Below are 19,143 nucleotides of genomic sequence, written 5' to 3'. Positions count from 1 at the left end.
GCCTCAATCGAGGCCTTTTTTTCGTCTGTCGAAAAGTGCCGGGGGCTATGTTCCTTCGGGGAGGGTTCCTGCGGGGAGGGCTCCTTCGGGGAAGCGAGCACTCACCCACTCAAGAATATCATCCATGACCTGCTCGCGATCGTCTGGCAGCTCATTCAGAATTTCGTGGTAGAGACCGTCATAGATTTTCAGGGTTTTATCTTCCGAGCCGCAGTGTTCAAATAAATATTCACTCGCCGAGGCCGGAATCAGCTGGTCATCACTGCCGTGCATCACCAGCATGGGTAGCCTGAGCTGAGGAAAACGAGACGGCAAACCGGCAATAGTAGCGACCATTTCAGCGATGGTACGCACCGGCACATGGCCCGAGAGGTTAAGGGGGTCGTTAGCATACAAAGCCACTTGCTCAGGGTCGCGGCTAACGGCACTCGGATCAATTTTCAGCACCGGCAAGCGCGGCGCCAGCTTGCCGAGACCCGCGCAAATCAGCTTCATCGGCCCTGGCACCAGGTCAGCGGACAACGCCGCCCCGGACAACATCAGCGCTGCCAGTTTCTGTTGATGCTTGATCGCATAGGCGGTAGCAATCGCCCCTCCCATACTGTGCCCAAAGACAATCACCGGGCGCCCGGCGGGGATCAGCTGCTGTTCGACCAACAGATCAACGTCATCAATACAGCGCGTGAAGTGGTCGATCAAGCCGCGACGGCCGCCGGATTTACCGTGCCCCCGATGGTCGATGGCAAATACATTGCAGCCCTGCTGCACCAACCGCTCAGCAATAGGTGCATAACGCCCGCCGTGTTCACCCAGGCCGTGACTGACAAGCACGCACGCGACAGGCTCTGGACACTGCCAGGACTGCCAATAAATTTCGGTGCCATCCGCCGAGGAAAGACTGCCGTCGAGATGATTCATAGATTTTCCTGTTCAATGTCTGATAGGGGCAGGAAACACTGACACAGCCCCTCAAATTCTTCCCTGATCGACGTCACCAGCAGATCCGGGTCCAATATCGCCGCCGGGTCACAGTTCAGCGCGATACCGGCGACATCGTTGTGGCTAATCATCGCCAGCATCACCGCACAACCTGGTCTCGGCGGCAGCACGTAGTGGCTGCGCACTCGCCTTCCTGCCAGATAGTAATCGCCGACAAGGCCGGGAATATTGCTCGCCTGCAAATCAAGCCGCGCGGTATATCGGGGCAGCAATGCCGCAAGCAGCGATTTGGGTAGCGCCAACAATGCTGGCATGACCTGATTGATAAAGTCCAGCGCCGGCTCACGGCGCGCGCCTTGCACAAACTGCTGAATCGCGGCGATACGGGCTGCCGGGTCGGTCAGCTGCAGCGGGGCAGAGTAATTGACTGCGGTGAAACGATTCCCCCCCTCCGGATCACCGGGCTTACGCACACTGACCGGAAAGGCCAGCGGCAGGGTATCAGCCACCACACCATAGGCCTGATGGTAACGCTGCATTCCGCCAATGATAATGGCCAGATAGAGGTCATTCACCGATGCTCCCGCCGCCTTGGCAAGGCGCTTGAATTGCGGCATGGGCAGCTCCAGCAGCTCGTAGCAGGTGGCGCGACTGCGCTTTTTAAGCAGCGGCGAGCCGGCGGTCATTTGCGCCCCTCCCAGCTTTTGCAGGGAGTGCAAATAGTCGCTTAACCCGCTCGCGCCACCGCGCTGCACCGCCAGGGCTCGGGATGCCGCTCGCCCCCACTTGCCGAGATGTCCCGGCAGTTGCGTCATGCGGGAAAACCGTCCCCGCGTCGAAGGTCGGCTGGCCTTACCCGGCTTTGGCCACTCGTCGGCCGATGTCGACAACGCCGCACCGAACAATTGAATCAGGCCGCCACCGTCGGTCAGACAATGCTGAATTTTCAGCGCAAAGACGCTACCACGCTGCTCACAGTCGTCAATCAATACGGCTTCCCAGGGTGGGCGAGCTGGATCAAAGGGTGTCTGGGAAAAGGACTGTAAAAACTGCTGCAGCTCCACCTGTCCCGCAGGGGCGGGCAGCGACACATGACGCAAATGGTAGCCGAGATCAAAGTGCTGATCCTCTACCCATACCAGGGCCTGACCTGGCAACTCCGCCTCGCGAACCCGCTGGCGCAGGCGCGGCGTTGCCGCACAGAGCCAGGCTACAAAGTCCTGTACCCGAGGCCACTCCGCGCGCCCGTCCAGAAAATGCAGTGAGGTGCCCGAGGAGCGGCTCGCCGGATATTTTTCCAAGTGCCACATAATCGCCTCAGGGGCGGAGAGCTGCTCACCGCCACCCCATTTCGCCAGGTAGTCCATACGCTGGCGCAGCGCTGCCGCATCTTCCTTTGATCGACTTTCCGACGAGGGCGACGAACGAACTGGCCGCGGTGTCGGCGGCACACTGGCTGGTGTCGTCATGACTGACCACCTCCGTGGCCACCAACAAGCTGCGCCACTGGAGGCTGATACCCCGCGGCGGCCTCCGGCCAATTTTCCAGTGTATCGACGAACAGCTGGCGCACCTCGGCAATGCGCTCGTCCAACTCGTCGTCGGCCCACTGGCTGACATCTATCGCGTCGAGCACGCAGATATCCACGGTGCCCGCGCGCATGACCTGATCTTCACGCCACATTAATTCGCCGGCATTGCGAATCACTACCGGCACAATCGGCACTCCAGCCTGGCGAGCGATATGAAAGGCGCCTTTTTTAAACTTGCCCACTTTAGGAGTGTAGGAGCGGGTTCCCTCCGGGGAAATGGCCACGGACAAGCCACGCTTGAGCCGATCCACCGCCGGTTGCAAGGCCTCGATGGCGCGCTGGGTATTGCTGCGATCGAGAAAGGACATCTCTGCCATTTTCAGGAAGGGGCCAATGATCGGTACATTCTGCGCTTCTTTCTTCACTACACCGGTGAGTTCTCGCCGAATAATATTATAGAAAATAAAGAAATCGAGTTTGCTTTGGTGGTTTAGCACAAACACCGCTGGCCGATGTTCCCACAGCTTGTGTTCATTGACGATATTGACCTTGATACCGGCAATCGCCAGCCCCAACTCACTGCCGATGGCGCCAACCATATCCGCAGCACGGCGGGGCTCGTTGTAAAAGCGGTTGTAGGTCATTCCCGCGAGCATTGTTGCGGTCATCGCCGAATAAGCGCCGATGGTGCCCGCAATTGACTTCACCGAGGCGCGCTTGCGCTGGGCAAATTCGAGAACCGGCCAACCTTCCTCCACTGCCCGAGCGCGCAAATGGGGATGGGGATTGACCGCCCGGGGCTGACCTGTGGCGGCAAGAAAGGCGATATCCTCCACTCCGTTGGCGTAGCCGTAGCTGGCACCGAGGTCGATATTATTGGCCGCCGCAAACTCCCGCACCGCCGCCGCCTTGTTCTCACCCCATAGCGCACCACCGTCGAGTTGGCCGTTAAACACACCCCGGCGAATTTGCAGCCGTGTCGACAGGATATGATTGATACCGTATTCATCGGCCAGTGGCTCTATCTGATAACGGGTCGCCGAGGAAGCGATAACCACCGTATGCCCGGCCGCAATATGGGCGCGAACAATCTGATAGCCTTCAAAAAACATTCGCCTGGCAATGCGCGCGTAGAACAGCTCCCACCACTGGGCGCGCACCTCTTCCTCGCTTTGGCCGATCATACAGCGCGCGAAGTCAGCGAACATTTCGCTAAAAGTCTCTTCATCGACATCCTGGCGAAAGGGGGTCTTGAGGGTTTCCAGTAACTCACCCAAGCCCATTTCCCCGGATAAAATCCGCTTTTTAATAAATTCCGCGGCGGAGTAACCCTCGATCAGGGTGCCGTCGAAGTCAAAAAACGCGCCGATTTCCGGCCCGGTCGACCCCTGCTTGATTTGCCGTATATAACTGCTGTCGGTGACCATTACTGTTCGCTCCCTGATTCCATTTCACTCATCCGCTCAATGTCCAGCTGCTCCACTCGGGTCACAGCCTTGACCATGTCACAGAGATAGCTTTTCAATGCCCGACGATCTTCACCAACGCCCTCACGGGCATCCAGCAAATTGCGGTTTTTGGCTAATTTGACGGCGTTCTTGAACAACTCCTGAGAGACGCTTTCCGGAGAGCGAATGCGGTGCTGCAGCACATATTGCTTGCCGACCACAGTGCACTCACGCAGCAGCGCAGGAATATCATCCACCGCACCATCGCCCCTCTCTGCCAGACACTCGGCAAATACCGAATACGCCTCGATAAAAGGCATCAGTACTCGGTAGGCAATCAGGAAGGGCGCCTCGTACAGCATCTGGCGACACCCATCCGGATCGCCCACCTTGTCAAAGAAATCCTGTGAAAGGATGTAGGCCTCGGCCCGCATTTCCTCTTTGAACTCTGCCTTTTCACTAAAGAAAAACTCGAACTTCAATACGTCCCGCAGCTCGTGTGCCTCGGCCCAGCCGACGTCAAACACATTGCTGCCGCCATGTTCCAATGAGGTTTGCAGCAAGATCACCTCAAGAATGGCGCGATTGACGAACCAGTGAATCGCGGAGTTACGATAAAACGCAGCGATATTGTGACTACCCGCTCGCACGTTATACACCGGCTCCCGCCCGGCGGCGTAATTGGCCACTACATTGGCTTTAACCAGACTCGCCAGGGCGCTTTCAATACCGCTGTGATTATCCAGCTCATCCACCACCTCCGTAGGCAGGTTGCGTTGCCGGGCATATTCAAGCAGCGGATGGACCAAGCCGGTGATTTCCGGCAAAGTCAGTGCGCGGTTACGCACCGCCAGCAGCGCCAGCGTTGCCAACGCCGGTCCGGTAACCGGAGTCACCTTGTTAATACGCTGAAATACTTCAATCGCGACTTTTTCGATTTTCCAGTTGTTATCCGGAGACTGCGCCAATGCGTCCGTCAGCGACAGCGGCTCACCAAAGCGCACATAAGCAGTGCCTATCCATTTGCGCTGCATTTTGGCGTAGCTGGCCAACCAGGATATGCCCTCTTTTTGCTTCGCCTTGAGCCCTGCCTCCTCTTCCGCCATGGCCCAAATTTCGTGGAGCTGGTCGTAGGTAATAGACACCGGCACCAGCACCACGGATTTACTGCGCTCCAGGCTAAGGGCCTGCCCCAGATAACGCAAAAGCCCGTACATCGGCGGGCGCAGTTTGCCGGTGCGGGAACGCCCCCCTTCCATATACCACTCAATATTCATACCGTTGCGCGCAAGATAGGCTAGGTACTCTTTAATCATCAGCTTGTAAACGCTGTCGTCGCCGAAACTGCGCCGAATCAGCACGGCACCACTGCGGCGCACAATAGGCCCCATGGGCCAGAAACCAATATTGTCTCCCCCCAGAATGTAGTTTCGCGGTAGTGCGGTATCCGCCAATACTTTAGTGACAATAAACGGGTCGGCGTAGGAGCGGTGGGTGGGCAAAAACACCAGGGTATTGTTTTCGCTGAGAGCTTCTAACTCGCGCAGTGCACCGTGGTCGACATTGAGGCTAAAGGCCGAGGTATGCATCGGCCCCAGAACTCTGTCGAAAATCCGCGAAAACCACGGATTTTGCTCTGCCACCAGGCTTTCCAACCCCGCCTTCGCACGCTTGACAATGCCCTCCAGCTCAACCCCCTCCCTGGCAGCCAGCGCCGAAAGTGCATCGTGAACGCGAGGAGACTTGAGTATTTCCTGAACCACCTCGCGGCGTGAAAAGGGTGTCGCCGACCTCGCAGCAAACCCCAACCCCCTCGACAACCCGGAAACCGGCTTTGATGTCGAATCACCCTTGCCTCTATATTCCATTTTCAACTCAACTGCCCCGATTTTATTGCTGTTTATGCTTACGACCTCGACCACTTCACTGAGAGAAAGCCACAATGTTGACATTTATATCAATTAAATATTACGGAATAATCGCAGGTAAAACCACGATTATTGACCGAACTTATTTACAGCATGGAAATGCGTTTCGCAAACCGCAATCAGCCCACTATTGACCCGCAACTCAATTAAATGCGATGATAAACTGGTAACACATACCTCTAAAAACCAAAAAGGCGAAATCATCATGCACCTTGGATATCTTGACGACGAGTCACTCTCACCAAACTCGGAAAACCTCAGTAAAAGACGTTCATTCCTGAAAACCGCTGGTATTGCCATGAGCGTTGCCGGCCTTGCCCCGGCCGCAGCGTTTGCCGCCAAAGCGGACGCAAATGGATTCAAGGGAGAAGGCCGCATGGGTATGTCTTCCGGCGAAGACTGGATTGACACCTTTTACACCGGCGGCGCCGAGGCGATTGTTCACTACTACGCCGACGACTTTGTCTTTGAAGACATTACCCTGTTTCAGACAATTACTGACAAAGACGAGCTATATCGCGCCTTTCTTCCCTTTGGCAAAGGCTCTCCGGCCGGTGAACACCAGTTCGATGTACTTCGTTATGACGGCGGTCTGGCGGGTGATCGCACCGCGCAGCTGCGCATGGAAAAGCCCGATGGCTACAGCGATGCGGACTGGAAACTGTGGTCTGCTGATACCTTTCTCGGCGCAGATCACTCCTACGATGAGTGGTGTGTGATGCAGTGGATCTGGCGTGGCAAGCACAATGTCGATTTTCTTGGCCTGCCCGCAGTGGGCAAGACCACTACCACCCGCGGTATTACCTTTCACTGTTACAAAAACCGCAAAGTGGTGCGGGAATTCACCTACTGGAACTACCGCGATGTGGCCATTCAGCTGGGTGCTGCTGCGAAGCCCAACAAGTTCTGGAAAAAATAACGCCTCGCTCTGTTCGACTACGCTGCCCATTTCGGGCAGCGTTACTCCTCCTCCCTCTTCCTAACTATCTTTTCTCTCTTTCAGAATATTCTATTCCACCAGCATAAAATCTGTTTTATCCACACCGCAGTCCGGGCACAACCACTCGTCGGGCACATCCTCCCAGGCTGTTCCCGCAGGCACGCCAGAATCCGGGTCACCCAACTCCTCGTCGTAAACCCAACCACACACTATGCATTCATACTTTGCCATTAGCTTCTGTCACTCCTGTAATTAACAATGTCGCGCAGTTCAGCCGAAAGGGTCGGCACCGCGCGCTTCAATTTACAGCCGAAAAAAAGCCCGCTTACGCGGGCAAAAAGGCTTGGGTGTATTGCTCTGCTAGCCGTAAGGCCCTAGACCTGACTCAGTATTCCCACTGCAGCCCCACACCCCACATACGTGGGCGGGCATAGGATTCGCCGACACCGAAGTCCTGGCGGAACTTCTGCATATGGCTAACAGCGTTATTCAGGTTTGAGCCAAAGGCGTAAAGCTTGAAGCGAGTTTCGGGATCGTACACGCTAAACCGCGCATTCAGCTTGTGGTACTCGTCCTCTGGTACGTTGTTTGTCGGATCAAACCAGAAGCCGGAATTGTAGTACCCCCCCAGACCGATCTCGTTCTCAAGGCGCCAGATATTGAAGCTGTAGCTAATATCAATGGTGCCGCTGAAATCCGAGGTACGAATGGTGTCGTTACCGGTACAGTCAAAGGTGCCTTCCATGCCTGTTTCGGGGTCGAAGTTAGTACACTCGTAGTCGTCGTAGGAACCGTCCAGGAAGGTACCCGCGAAATTCACTACCAGGCCATCAAGAGGCGTGTTGTAGACCATCTCGATTTCAACACCTTCCACGGTGTAGGCCGTCGCGTTTTCCAGGCGTGTAACACCACCACTGGCCAACGAGAGAATTTGCGCGTGACCGTCGGTGACTTCGGTGCTGAACACTGCCGCGTTGAAGCGCAGGGCCCCGTCAAGAAGGTCAGACTTAATCCCGATTTCATGGGACTCGGCATTTTCAGGCTCGATTCTTTCGGGTGGCTCGTTGATGTTCAGACCGTTGAAGTTACCACTCTTGAACGCCGTAGCGTAGGAGTAGTAAATCATAATGTCGTCGGTGAACTGGTAGTCGATACCGAAGCTGGGCGTAAAGTCTCTCCAGGTCGCCTGGTCTGGCTCATAGTCAAAGATGCGCTCATATTGCGGATTACCGTTTTCATCTTCGCCAGAGCGAGCATCCACCCACGACTCAGGAATGACACGGGTCTCGTCGGAGTAGCGGCCACCGAATTTGACCGAGATATAATCCGTTACATCGATATCAAATTCGACAAACGCTGCCTTGGCGTCGGTATCTACCCCACCGTAGAGCACAAGGTTCACTGGCTCCAATGGGTTCAATGGGCCAAGCGCTCCGGTAAGGGCATTAACCAGTTCGGCATTGCCAAGAAGGATTTGCGACCCCACCACCGCAGGATCGACATAAACCGGTGTGCGCTGATCCTTAAACGTGTCTTCTATGTAGAAGCCGCCGATCCAGGTCAACCACGAAGGCCCACGCTCTGAGTTAGTGAATACCACTTCAAGGGAGTCGGTTTCAGCCGTGTTTGGCACCGCCTCGATGACCAGCAACTTCTCCTGCGCCATATCGAAGTCCCAGAAAATATTACTGAAGAACTCAGTATGTCCAAATACCGCTTTGGTATTGAAGTACTGGTTATTGATGTCAAACATCAATTTGTAGGACTCGGATTCCATCTCGGTGAAAACTTCTGTACCCACACCGGTTTCCCAGGGCTCGTCATTGGCCGTTAGTACCGCCGCAAAAGTCGGAGTGGGTTCTGAGTTGGTCAGCGGAGCAGAGTCACTGGAGGCGTGGTCAACTTTATAGTAGCTGCCATTAATTTCCAGCCAATCGGTCGGCGCCCAACGTGCCTCGAACTTATGACCGCGATCGTCATAATCCCGGTGCTTCTGAGAAGGGTCTGGGGTGTAGGTCAGGTAAGTCTCGCGGTTCTGGTAGAGACCGGAAGCACCCAAGGCCAGATTTTCGGTAATTGGGCCAGAAATATGCGCCTTGCCTTTCAGCATATTGTAGCTGCCACCCTCGACAGACACGCTCATCTGGGGCTCAACAAAATCTGGCTTCTTGGTTTCCACCACGATCGCACCGCCCACTGCGTTACGACCATATAGAGTACCCTGCGGCCCCTTAAGGACCGTTACCGACTGAACATTACCCAGAGACTGGGCCTGGTTAGACGTATAGGTAATATAAAGACCGTCTATATATGTCGCGACACTGGAGTCGATGGGGCCCTGAAAGGCATCAGAGCCGATACCGCGAATGAAGATAAGACTGTAACTCGCCATTTCGGTTACCGTCAGGCCCGGCGTCACATTCTGCAAGTCCTTGATATCGACGATACCCTTGGCGTCAAGGGAATCCCCAGTGTGGGCGGTCAAACTGGCAGAGATATCCTGTACATTTTCAGCTTTCTTACGGGCCGTAACCACGACCTCTTCGAGCTGCGTGCTGCGTTTTGCGCTACCACCACCTTCCTGGGCGAGCGCAGCTCCGCTACCCAGAAGCAGCGATACTGAAGACATCGCCATGATTGGTAGAAATCTATGGGTTTTCATTATGAGACCTCTCTTCATATCTCTATTTTTATCTGCTAAGGCAACCAAGAGAACGACTGGGCACTTGACTGTTGAGTCCATTAGAACGCTTATTGATGCCGCGGTCAATACGGAAATAAAAATTAATGACCCCTGCATCAATAATTGTAATTCCAAAAACGTGACAGAGGTCTCAATTGCCCTGGACACACCCCTCAAACAAAGTATCGCCCAGCGAACAAAACAATCCCAAGCTACTGTTTTAATTATATTTTATTTTAACCACCCAAAAACCAATCACTCATTCGAATTACGCCTTACAACAACCACTATTACTCAGTCGCGCACTGCTGAGCCGCAATCAAAAATAGCCAAAACATCGCCGACGCTACCATTTCTACCCAACTCACCGTAACAATTCCATACTTTTCAGCCGCTTACAAAAAAGGCCCACTATATACAGCCCCGCGGATTTTCCCTACTCACCGCTCATATCACTATTGACCTCGCGATCAATATAGGCGTAGTATTGATACTGAAGACAATAACTAAACACGGAGACACACATGAATGTAAAAAAACTCCTTATCGCCAGCGCACTTGCCTCCGCAGCAGTTAGCGCCCAGGCCCAGCTGCCTATCGACCTTGGCGCCGCGCCGATGTCATTCGGCGGATTGCCCAGCCCGGATTTCAGCGCATTGCCACTTAATGCACTTTCCGACGCTGGCATTCCGGTGAACCCACCGATAGCGCGCTTTGCCGACGGCGGCCTGCAATTAATCGGCATGGGAGCCATTATCGCGCAGAACCCCGAATCCGCTCTGCGCCCGGTGGAAATGCTGGCTATACCAGTGGCCTACACCCTCGCACCGGGGTTCGAGCAACTCGTTAACCGCCCGGAACAAACCCCTGAGTACTACATGGGTGGCGGTACGATTTTGCTTCCGGATATTGCGATATTGCCGCGCATACCACTGGTAACAGAACCCCTGATGTTACCGACACCCTAAACAGCACAGGCGAACGTATCGGCGACCGATACAGCGAGTGAGACAAGAGGTATCAGTATGAACATTGAGCCCGAAGCGCGAAAAATCGAGTGCGATTTTTCAAAGGCACGCATTGATTGGATTCCCAGCGACCCGGAACTGGCCCAGTTCTGGAACGCGGTAAGCATCGGCCTACCCCTGCTCGAAGGCTATCTTATTCGCGCTCTGGCCAAGGCGAAAAAGCATCTGCCTGAAGGACGGGAAGACCTTTACGCTGACTGCGAGCTATTTTGCAAACAGGAAGCCAATCACTCGAAAACCCATATGGCATTTAACGATATGGTTCGCGCAACGGGCTACTATCCGGAAATGGATAAGTACACTGACCGTCTGCGTGAAGACTATGCTCGCTTTGACCGCGAGCGCGGCCTTCGCCACGCCATGCTGTACGCCGAGGGCTTTGAAACGGCTGGCCCAATATTCGCCAGTTATTTTTTGGTACAGGCCAACAAGCGCCTGAAGGATCAGGATGTTGATTTAATCACTCTGTCACTTTGGCGCTGGCACCTGTCCGAAGAGTTCGAGCACCGTTGTTGCGCCTTCAATGTTGTTGAAGCGCTCTACGGCACCTACTGGGGTCGGATCGGCGGCATTATCAAGGCCACCTCTCACCTGCTGGGCTTCGCGGTTCCACTTAGTGAGTATATGCTGAGAGAGGATTTGAAAGCGGGCCGTATGACTGGTGGGTTCAAGGGGCTTGTGCGTAAATTCAAGTCTTATTCAGGGATGTTCTTCTTTATCACCCCTCGTCTGCTGAGGGCTTTCAGCCCCTGGTACAACCCGAAAAACCTGAAAGAGCCTGAAGGCTGTGAAGCGGTGCTGCGGGTAGCCTCGGAAACCCTGGATCTGAATTTGATGGCCGCTCGGGCCAGGGAGACCGTATAGCGCCCGATCACGGCGCTATATAAATACTCACCAGCGAGTGTACGGTCTTTTTAACGGTCTTGGGCGAACTCCCCGAAAAGCGCATGTGTGCAATCGCATGCGCCATACTCAACACCACTCGCGCCCCATCGCTGGCGTCAATGCGTTGAGATACCGAGTTATCCCGGCGCCCCTCAAGTATCAGGCTACGCAATGCCGCCACGGTATCCCGGTAGAACTCCAGATACAATTCCCAAAGAAACCCTCGGGTCATCCCGCTCCACTCCAACCAGATCGTCACCTCATCGGGGCTGGTATCAACGGCCTTGCGAAAGGAATGGAGCATATCTTCAATACGCTCGGAAGCTGAAGACGCCTTATCCGAGCGGGACAATACAAAGCCCTCCAGCAGGAAGCGTCTCACTTCTTTAACAACTTCAGCCTGAAGGCCTTCTATCGTCGGAAAGTAATGAAACACCGTTGGACTCGCGACCCCAGCCAACTTGGACACATCCGCGTGGGTGGTGTTCAGAATGCCTTTTTCGGCAAAAGCTTTAATAGCGCAGCGTAAAATCTGCATTCGCCGAGCTTCCGGTGACATCCGTCCCGCTCTCACTCGATTTGATGCACTGCCTTTTTCGTTTCCATTCGCTGTCTTTGCCACACTACCTCCCACACCTGCCAGCAATCCTTACGACCGCCGCCAGGCCAAACTCGACACTATTGACCTTGCCCCCAATAATAACACACCTTTTTATTCCCCCTAGCACTAAGAAGGCACATTAATACCTCCCACCCCCTTAAAAAGCACGTATTGAGTGCGCAAACACACGATCCATTATTGACTTACAGGTTAATAAAATCGTAATCTGCCATTACACCAACGTGTGCAGAAAGACGTCGCACGCAATCACCAAATAAGAATCATCTGGAACAATAGACCTCACAGGAGACGAACATGGGCCGCATGCCGGAACACGTATTAATGGGCGAGCTAGACCTATTCTGGCAAAACGTTTTTACCTGGGGAAGCTGGAGCATTGTATTAGTGATGCTTGTCATCGCCTGGCGCATGGGCATTAGGCAGCGTACCCCATTCTACGTATTGGCTATGCTGGCCGCCGGCGTTGGTGCATTTATCGAGCCGCTTTACGATGTCGCCTTTGACCTGTGGTTCTACGACGTACACAACGGCATTGCCGGCGCGATGTACTCCCACTTCACCGCCTTTGGCATTGTTCAGCCCAACTGGTCGCACAGCGGCTATATCATTTTGTATGCAACAGCCTGCTTGTATGCCGGGCGTGCGATCTATGAAGGCCGGCTGTCGCCGAACATGCTTTTTCTGATATGGATTGCTGAAATTACCGCGTCCTGCGTATTTGAAGTGATAGGCACCGGCGTTGGCGTCTATACCTACTACGGCCCCTATGTGCTGCGCATCTGGAACTACCCACTGGTTATCGGCGTGCTGGAAGGTACCCAGGTCGTACTGTACACCGTATTGGCAGTGCAGTTCTGGCGCCGGGTGAGCAGTCCCGCCGGTCTGGCCGGACTGTTCCTGATTTTCCCTATTACCATGATTGGTGCCAACTGCGGTATTGGCGGCCCCATAGTCGTCGCGCTTCACCTGCCTGAAGAACAGCTCAGCCCGGCCATTATCTGGGCCGCGACATTGTTCACAATGGCACTGTGTGCGCTGGCGGTTTACGGCGCAACGAAGTTTCTGCCCACCCCGCTGCAACAACGCGACACCGCCCGAGCCACCCACAGTGGCGCAGCGGCACTGAGCAGCTAAACCACTCCAGCTAGCGCGCATGATTCGTCGGCGCGCTAGCTGACAGTGATGTCAGTCAGCAATGAATGGGAAAGAAAAAGAGAGAAACAAGCGGAAGTGTGTCAGATTAGCGGTATCCAGCACCTATTCGGGCGCCAGATAGCTCATCACCAATGAATGGACGGTGTTTTTTACCGTTCGCTTTGAACTACCGGCAAAGCGCATATGGGCGATGGTATGCGCCATTCCCATAATGACCCTGGCCGCATCCCCCGCATTGATCCCCCTGGATATTGAAGCATCAAGAACACCCTGCTTAAGCAGACGCCGCAAACCGTTAACCGCCTCTTTATAAAACTCCAGATACATCTCCCAAATAAAACCACGGGTGAATCCCGACCACTCCAGCCAAATCGTCACATAATGGCGATGATTGCCCGAGTCGATCTGTCCCTGGAAGCTAAGCAGAATCTCCTCGATACGCTCATAGGCTGGGGCCTCCTTCGCTAAGCGAGGGGCGATCATCTCCTTGATAAAGTACTTATGGATTTCCTTGAGCACAGATGCCTGGAGATTTTCGATATTGGGGTAGTAGTGAAAAATCGTTGGTATGGACACGCCTATTTTCTCCGCGATATCCGCATGAGTGGCGTTCGCCAGCCCTCGCTCAGCAAAGGCCTCGATGCCGGCGTCCAATATTTGCTGTTGGCGGGCCTCGGGCGACATGCGTTTGGCACGGGGTTTTACTTCGGCGTTTCTGGCTGACTGCATTGCTGAATCCACGGTGAAAACAAGGGCCTGTAGGCCTATGGTTATTTTACCCCACTACACCCACGCAATCAGCAAACCCATTCAATTAACGACATTATTATCAATAATGGCGACAAATTTCAGGATTTCCGATTGCGCTTGCGCAGCCGGCGTTTTCCCCTGACAATTCAGTGCCGGCAAGTCAATGCCGCTCACCGACGGCAATTGTTGCGCGAACTCATCTATATTTTTTAATAACAGCCGTGCTCGCAACGGCTGCAAAGCGGCATTGGTGTCACTCTGCAAACACTCTTCGAGGTCTTCCGCTACCGCTACAAGCAAGCTCCGCAACAAGGCCCACAACTCTCCCTGCTCAGTCACGTAACCCCCAGTCATTTTTTGATATGAATCGAAACAAAAAAGGTGGCCCTATGGCCACCTTTGCAACACTTATTCGCTGTCGCGAATATCAGGGTGCCAATACGCTGCCCGGCGAAAAAGTGACCGGGTTTATCGGTAGCATATCTACCGGCACGCCATTGGAACGAAGAATGGCGATAACGACCGGGCCATATAGTTTATGTGGCTGGCGCCCTACAACCGGAATGCCCACCGGGAGCTTTTGCTCGGAAACTACCATATCCAAACCCGCCTGCGCACCCTCCGGCGTCGTCAGGCCATTCAGCTCTTCACCGATCAAGGGCACACCCGACAGACCACCGCCGGCCAAAGCACCGGCACCGATGGCGATAAAGGTATCCCCCACGGTGAACGGATCAATACCAAAAGGCAGACCGAGTTCGGGCAGCCCGGTTGGAGCAGGCAAGCCGCCCAGCGCGTCTGTTGGCAAGGCGACGGCGGGGATTTGCGCCACCGCTGTATTTACTCCGAACAACATTGCAGCTGTGCCCACTGCACTGATTAGCTTCTTCTTCAACAACATAAACTTTTCCTCATTATTAGCGTTTAGCGGAAGACAACTCAAGACTAATATAAATCGTTATTGACCAATATATCAACTAATGAATTGACGCAGACTTCCAACCGTGATGCATGTATCAAAACACACACTCAACCACAGCTACCTAGAGCGGAAACCGCAGGCCAATGTTGAGCTGGATGTCCTTCAACGTACCAGGTGCACGAATGTCCTCTTCAAAGTCACTTTCGCGCTCAAGGAATCGGTCCCCCACCAGATAAACCGCTTCCAGACGCACGCCAAAGGGTTTCTCTGACACCTCGAAGGGGAACACATAGCCAAGCCCGAGACCGTAATTCACAGTGATAAAGTCATCGTCACCGTCGGGAATCGCGCCCTCGCCACGCTCTATGGGGTATTCAACATAGCGCGTCACGCCACTGGCCAGTTTGAGGTACAGGTCACTTTCAAAGGGGTAGATCAGCGTATTGAACAGCAGACTTTGCTTGTCAACATCGCCGCCCCGGGTATAACCCAGACCAAACTCAAATCCATACCAACCCTTTCGACGAAACCCTGCCAGCACCTGCGCGCCCTCGGCGGTTTCAATCGGGTCTTCTATTCGAGTGGCCGTTTCGCCGCCGAGCCCCAGCATTCCGCCTTCGCCCTCGGTGCGATAGGGCTGCTCCGTCTCACTCTGTTCATAGCTATACATGATATCCACATAGCTCTTGAACTCATTGGAACCACTGCTACCCATCGCTGCGCCGCCACCTGCCGCCGCGCCACCCTCTCCGTACTGGGCCTGGGCGGCCGCTGCGAATACCAGTAGCGAGCCACAGACCGCAGCCCGATACATTTTGTTGAACCTTTTCATCGCAATCACCTTTATTGCTGCGGATTTGCTTTTGTTATTCAAACACTTAATCATCACTGGCCCCTTAGAACTCATAGTCTACGGTCAGGCCAATAGTGCGTCGCGCACCCAGCGACGCCATTGCGCCCCAGTCCAGCTTCAACATACCTGCGGTGTAGAACTCATCCTTCAGGTTTTGTCCCGACAGGGTCACCCGGACATTGTGCTCCTCCCACAGGTAGCTCACGTGAGCCCCCCACAAATCATACTTCGGCTGCGAATATCGGGGGTCGTTGGTCGCCGCATAGAAGAAGCCGTCGTTATAGTAATAACTCAGGGTCGCTTCCAGAGGCCCGCCGGGAATCAGCCAGGTATTGGCGATCGACGCTGAACCGGTGAATTCGGGCGAGCGCGTTACCCGGTTGCCAGTAAAGTCGTTGTTCTGGGTGAACACCCCGGTTTCCGGGTCGTGACCCGCACCATCGCGGTAATCGGTGTATATCGCATCGATAAACGTACCGTTGATGGTACCCACCAGGTTACCGAAGATACTGGGGAAAATATCCGCCTTGATATCGAATTCCCACCCGTCGGATTCCGCGTTACCGGCGGTATCCAGCGACAGCGCCCCGCCATTGGTCAACGAGATAGACTGGGTCTGCAGGTTTTCGATTTCGTAGCGGAACACCGCCGCATTCAGCTGTACCGTGTCATTGAACAGACGGGTTTTAAAGCCAATTTCGTAGGCGATTGTCTCTTCCGCTTCCACAAATGCCGGCGGCAGATAGAAGGCAAAGGCATTGTAGGAGTGAGCCTTGACCGCCTCTTGATAGGACAGGTAGAACAACGAACCATCGTCAAACGGCGTGAAGTCTACCGCCACCTTGGGCTTGAAGCCCTTGGTGGTGTCGTTCAGCGGATAGGGTTCGTCGTTTTCGTCACGGGCCTCTGTCCAGGTCGCCACCGGCTGCTCGGCCCCCGAAGGGTCGCGGAAGGTCGTCTCGGACTGTACCACGCCGCGATACTCATCCTGATAGCGCCCACCCAGAGTCAGGGACATCCACTCGGTAATATCCGCCGTCGCCTGAATAAACACCGACCAGGAGTCGGTCTCGACCAGACCGATATTGGACAGGGCATACAAGGGGGTAATCAGCTCTCCGCTTACTGGATCAACAGCCTGGGCAGGGAGGCCCTGAAGCGCCTCAGGCAGCTCTACCCCTGCCGACTCCAGATTGGCCAGATCAGCTCCGCCCACGGTAACCTCAACCGGGTCGAAACCCTGTTCGTTCTTGAACAGAAACACCCCCCCGGTCAGCGTCAGCCAGCTGGACCACAGCGAACCTTCGTTTGACAACAACTGCAGTTCCAGCTCGTCGATATCCGCCTCGTGGCGGTGAACGATAAATGACGCCCCGGAAAACTCGGAGCCATCGTAGTCGTAGTTGTAAGGGTTGCTGTGGGCCTGATGGCTCAACAACAGCTTGACGTCCATAAAGGGCAGAAACCAATCGGTCTGGCTGGAGATAACAAAAGACTGTAAATGTCCGTAGATAGGCAGATCCGGGTGTACTTCATAATTGCGCCCCTGCTCGCCATCAATACCACTGGCCTCCCCAAGCGGGGTAGGATTGATGTTTGCCGCCAGGGTAGAGGTACCATCGCGTTTGGCACCCTGAAGAGTCAGACGGGTTTCAAGATTTTCGGCGATCTCCCAGCGCAACATCACCCGGCCACCGAACAACTTGTCAGCGGGCACAGGCTTGCCCGCGATAGTGCTGTTTTTGCTGTAAACCTTGTCATCCTGGCTGAAGGTGGCGGCAAAGTTCATCGCAACCTTGTCGGTCAGAGGAACATTGACGAAGGTACTGACATCATAGATATCCCGAGCCTTGGCGCGACTGCCATGAACACTCAGCTCGGTCCAGGTGTCGGTAAAATCCGGCTTTTTCAAGATGACGTTTATGGCGCCACCCACGGCATTTCGCCCGAACAGCGTCCCCTGGGGGCCCTTCAACACCTCGACCCGCTCCACCCCTTTCAGGTTTTGCGCCACCGAGGGCGAAAAGGGGTAGTACACACCATCGACGTAGGTCGCAACGCTGGGGTCAGACGTCAACCACGCCTCTGAGCCGATACCGCGCATAAATACACTGGTAAAATCGCCGGCCTGAGTCCCCATGTCCAGACCGGGAGTCACCTTCATCAAATCCGTGGTGTTTTCCACACCAAAAGCAGCCAGCTGATCGGGACTGAATGCCTGAATGGAGATGGGAACATCATTGGCGTTTTCTTCCCGCTTTTGGGCGGTCACCACCACCTCCTCAAGCGCACGGGAATATTTGCGCGGCGCACTGCTGCCGTCTTCCTGGGCGATAGCTTGCCCAGCCAGAGACAAGCCCATGGTTTGAGCCGCGACAGCGAGCGCAATAGACTTGAGACGAAACTTATTCATTGTTGAACACCCTTTATGGCCAGCGCCAGCGCGCTGATAGCACGTTATTGTAATAACGAGCCGGAGCTGCCTCCGGCTGCGTTTAACTTACTTTTTTAACCAGAACTTGTTTGGCTCGGGGAATGCGCCGAGCTGAATAGCAACGCCCCGGAAGTTCCAATAAGTAAACTCTCTGACGATTTTTCGATTTTTATAGCAGTGAAAGGTAATACCTCGGGTGTGGGTGGTTTTACCCTTGGCAGGCAGACCGAGGAAATCCATATTGTGCTGGGCCTTCCACACCCAGTTCATCACTGACCATTCATCATAGTCGTGATCGGCCCCGGTGCTGGCATCCTGAGACCACAAGGCCCACTCTTCAGCGCTATACCCTTCGGGCACATCCCCCCTCAACAGGGCGGTGCGGTCACCGGCAGGACCGCCATCGTAGCGAATAATATCAAACTGATGAACACCCAGTGGCGAGTCCGGCCCGGAGTTATTAAAGGGGACAAATGCCCGATGCAATTCTTCCTTGTTCTGAATGGTCTGGAAAAAGGTGATATCTTCAAACACAAAATCATCCGCATAATAGTGGATGATCTCATCGGCTCCGCCGTTAAAGAAGGTATCAATCCAGTCTTCACCGGACGACATACCCATGCGGCCTTCACCGCGAAAGCCCTTGCCAGCGGCCTTGGCAGAACTCATACCAAAGGCCGGCGCGGCACCGGCGACAAGTATGGCGGCGCCAGCCTTTTTAATGAAATTCCGGCGCCCTTCTTTCTCAAGACGATCCAACTCACCCAAGTATCCAAGATGCATGGTGTACCTCGACAATACAATTATTAGTTATTCAGGCGACACACAATAGCCGTTGTCGCTTCCGTCACTATAAGCTACACCCCTATTGATATTTATGTCAACACGGCTCATAAAAATTTATTAATATTATACTCAATAGTGAAATACCTCACAATTCCCTCCCGGCAGCTCGCACGCGCAACACCGCGACCACTGCCGCAAACGCCCGCCACTACTGGCTTTGAGCAAAATGCCCGACCGA

The 19,143-nt window shown here is 54.4% G+C and carries 16 protein-coding genes and 1 pseudogene; 4 read left to right on the top strand and 13 right to left on the bottom strand.

From position 1 onward, the window contains the following. Positions 1–45 precede the first annotated feature (45 nt). The 4 genes from HCU74_RS17945 to HCU74_RS17930 are packed head-to-tail and all read right to left on the bottom strand — an operon-like array spanning position 46 to position 5,787. Complete coding sequence (locus tag HCU74_RS17945; RefSeq protein WP_168451814.1) at positions 46–918, bottom strand: alpha/beta hydrolase; 873 nt, start codon at positions 916–918, stop codon at positions 46–48. After that, positions 915–2,408 (bottom strand): wax ester/triacylglycerol synthase domain-containing protein, encoded by a 1,494-nt coding sequence (locus HCU74_RS17940; protein ID WP_168451813.1) that lies wholly within the window; start codon positions 2,406–2,408, stop codon positions 915–917. The genes HCU74_RS17945 and HCU74_RS17940 overlap by 4 nt, the downstream gene beginning before the upstream one ends. After that, entirely contained in the window at positions 2,405–3,898 is a 1,494-nt protein-coding gene (locus HCU74_RS17935) for an HAD-IB family hydrolase (RefSeq protein WP_168451812.1), read from the bottom strand. Before HCU74_RS17935 ends, HCU74_RS17940 begins: the two co-directional genes overlap by 4 nt. Beyond that, complete coding sequence (locus HCU74_RS17930) at positions 3,898–5,787, bottom strand: 1-acyl-sn-glycerol-3-phosphate acyltransferase (RefSeq protein ID WP_168451811.1); 1,890 nt, start codon at positions 5,785–5,787, stop codon at positions 3,898–3,900. Before HCU74_RS17930 ends, HCU74_RS17935 begins: the two co-directional genes overlap by 1 nt. Positions 5,788–6,052: 265 nt before the next feature. Between HCU74_RS17930 and HCU74_RS17925 the strand changes: the two genes are divergently transcribed. Further along, positions 6,053–6,766, top strand: a complete 714-nt coding sequence (locus HCU74_RS17925; RefSeq protein ID WP_168451810.1) for a nuclear transport factor 2 family protein — start codon at positions 6,053–6,055, stop codon at positions 6,764–6,766. 93 nt (positions 6,767–6,859) lie between these two features. On the opposite strand, the pseudogene HCU74_RS17920 reads toward HCU74_RS17925, so the two are convergent. Both HCU74_RS17920 and HCU74_RS17915 read right to left on the bottom strand, forming a co-directional pair. Further along, positions 6,860–7,018, bottom strand: a pseudogene (locus HCU74_RS17920) (rubredoxin); the annotation flags it as partial. A gap of 154 nt (positions 7,019–7,172) precedes the next feature. Then, complete coding sequence (locus HCU74_RS17915) at positions 7,173–9,449, bottom strand: TonB-dependent receptor (RefSeq protein WP_168451808.1); 2,277 nt, start codon at positions 9,447–9,449, stop codon at positions 7,173–7,175. 545 nt (positions 9,450–9,994) lie between these two features. On the opposite strand from HCU74_RS17915, the gene HCU74_RS17910 reads away from it, so the two are divergent. Both HCU74_RS17910 and HCU74_RS17905 read left to right on the top strand, forming a co-directional pair. Beyond that, complete coding sequence (locus tag HCU74_RS17910) at positions 9,995–10,438, top strand: hypothetical protein (RefSeq protein WP_168451807.1); 444 nt, start codon at positions 9,995–9,997, stop codon at positions 10,436–10,438. Positions 10,439–10,495: 57 nt separating this feature from the next. Next, on the top strand, positions 10,496–11,362 hold the full coding sequence (locus HCU74_RS17905; RefSeq protein ID WP_168451806.1) for a metal-dependent hydrolase: 867 nt from the start codon (positions 10,496–10,498) through the stop codon (positions 11,360–11,362). Positions 11,363–11,369: 7 nt separating this feature from the next. On the opposite strand, the gene HCU74_RS17900 is transcribed toward HCU74_RS17905, so the two are convergent. Continuing rightward, entirely contained in the window at positions 11,370–11,921 is a 552-nt protein-coding gene (locus HCU74_RS17900; protein ID WP_246864704.1) for a TetR/AcrR family transcriptional regulator, read from the bottom strand. A 378-nt stretch (positions 11,922–12,299) separates the two neighbouring features. On the opposite strand from HCU74_RS17900, the gene HCU74_RS17895 reads away from it, so the two are divergent. Continuing rightward, positions 12,300–13,139, top strand: a complete 840-nt coding sequence (locus HCU74_RS17895; protein ID WP_168451805.1) for a hypothetical protein — start codon at positions 12,300–12,302, stop codon at positions 13,137–13,139. 123 nt (positions 13,140–13,262) lie between these two features. Here the strand turns inward: HCU74_RS17895 and HCU74_RS17890 are convergent, their stop codons facing one another. From HCU74_RS17890 to HCU74_RS17865, 6 genes are all read right to left on the bottom strand, one after another. Beyond that, positions 13,263–13,889, bottom strand: a complete 627-nt coding sequence (locus HCU74_RS17890) for a TetR/AcrR family transcriptional regulator (protein ID WP_168451804.1) — start codon at positions 13,887–13,889, stop codon at positions 13,263–13,265. A gap of 81 nt (positions 13,890–13,970) precedes the next feature. After that, entirely contained in the window at positions 13,971–14,249 is a 279-nt protein-coding gene (locus HCU74_RS17885) for a hypothetical protein (RefSeq protein ID WP_168451803.1), read from the bottom strand. An 88-nt stretch (positions 14,250–14,337) separates the two neighbouring features. Then, entirely contained in the window at positions 14,338–14,811 is a 474-nt protein-coding gene (locus tag HCU74_RS17880; RefSeq protein WP_168451802.1) for a hypothetical protein, read from the bottom strand. Between the two features lie 142 nt (positions 14,812–14,953). Beyond that, on the bottom strand, positions 14,954–15,664 hold the full coding sequence (locus tag HCU74_RS17875; protein ID WP_168451801.1) for a hypothetical protein: 711 nt from the start codon (positions 15,662–15,664) through the stop codon (positions 14,954–14,956). A 64-nt stretch (positions 15,665–15,728) separates the two neighbouring features. Further along, on the bottom strand, positions 15,729–18,098 hold the full coding sequence (locus tag HCU74_RS17870; protein WP_168451800.1) for a TonB-dependent receptor: 2,370 nt from the start codon (positions 18,096–18,098) through the stop codon (positions 15,729–15,731). 87 nt (positions 18,099–18,185) lie between these two features. Beyond that, positions 18,186–18,902 (bottom strand): nuclear transport factor 2 family protein, encoded by a 717-nt coding sequence (locus tag HCU74_RS17865; protein WP_168451799.1) that lies wholly within the window; start codon positions 18,900–18,902, stop codon positions 18,186–18,188. Positions 18,903–19,143 lie beyond the last annotated feature (241 nt).

The organism is Spongiibacter thalassae (genome assembly GCF_012272835.1).
GTDB classification, from domain to species: Bacteria; Pseudomonadota; Gammaproteobacteria; order Pseudomonadales; family Spongiibacteraceae; genus Spongiibacter; species Spongiibacter thalassae.
The sequence above is the reverse complement of the archived record's forward strand: the minus strand, read 5'-3'. Positions and strand labels throughout refer to the sequence as shown.

Bases quoted from the DNA above. Each gene is read 5' to 3' on its own strand.
- HCU74_RS17945 (WP_168451814.1), bottom strand. From the start codon at position 918: ATGAATCATCTCGACGGCAGTCTTTCCTCGGCGGATGGCACCGAAATT.
- HCU74_RS17940 (WP_168451813.1), bottom strand. From the start codon at position 2,408: ATGACGACACCAGCCAGTGTGCCGCCGACACCGCGGCCAGTTCGTTCG.
- HCU74_RS17935 (WP_168451812.1), bottom strand. From the start codon at position 3,898: ATGGTCACCGACAGCAGTTATATACGGCAAATCAAGCAGGGGTCGACC.
- HCU74_RS17930 (WP_168451811.1), bottom strand. From the start codon at position 5,787: ATGGAATATAGAGGCAAGGGTGATTCGACATCAAAGCCGGTTTCCGGG.
- HCU74_RS17925 (WP_168451810.1), top strand. From the start codon at position 6,053: ATGCACCTTGGATATCTTGACGACGAGTCACTCTCACCAAACTCGGAA.
- HCU74_RS17915 (WP_168451808.1), bottom strand. From the start codon at position 9,449: ATGAAAACCCATAGATTTCTACCAATCATGGCGATGTCTTCAGTATCG.
- HCU74_RS17910 (WP_168451807.1), top strand. From the start codon at position 9,995: ATGAATGTAAAAAAACTCCTTATCGCCAGCGCACTTGCCTCCGCAGCA.
- HCU74_RS17905 (WP_168451806.1), top strand. From the start codon at position 10,496: ATGAACATTGAGCCCGAAGCGCGAAAAATCGAGTGCGATTTTTCAAAG.
- HCU74_RS17900 (WP_246864704.1), bottom strand. From the start codon at position 11,921: ATGCAGATTTTACGCTGCGCTATTAAAGCTTTTGCCGAAAAAGGCATT.
- HCU74_RS17895 (WP_168451805.1), top strand. From the start codon at position 12,300: ATGGGCCGCATGCCGGAACACGTATTAATGGGCGAGCTAGACCTATTC.
- HCU74_RS17890 (WP_168451804.1), bottom strand. From the start codon at position 13,889: ATGCAGTCAGCCAGAAACGCCGAAGTAAAACCCCGTGCCAAACGCATG.
- HCU74_RS17880 (WP_168451802.1), bottom strand. From the start codon at position 14,811: ATGTTGTTGAAGAAGAAGCTAATCAGTGCAGTGGGCACAGCTGCAATG.
- HCU74_RS17875 (WP_168451801.1), bottom strand. From the start codon at position 15,664: ATGAAAAGGTTCAACAAAATGTATCGGGCTGCGGTCTGTGGCTCGCTA.
- HCU74_RS17870 (WP_168451800.1), bottom strand. From the start codon at position 18,098: ATGAATAAGTTTCGTCTCAAGTCTATTGCGCTCGCTGTCGCGGCTCAA.
- HCU74_RS17865 (WP_168451799.1), bottom strand. From the start codon at position 18,902: ATGCATCTTGGATACTTGGGTGAGTTGGATCGTCTTGAGAAAGAAGGG.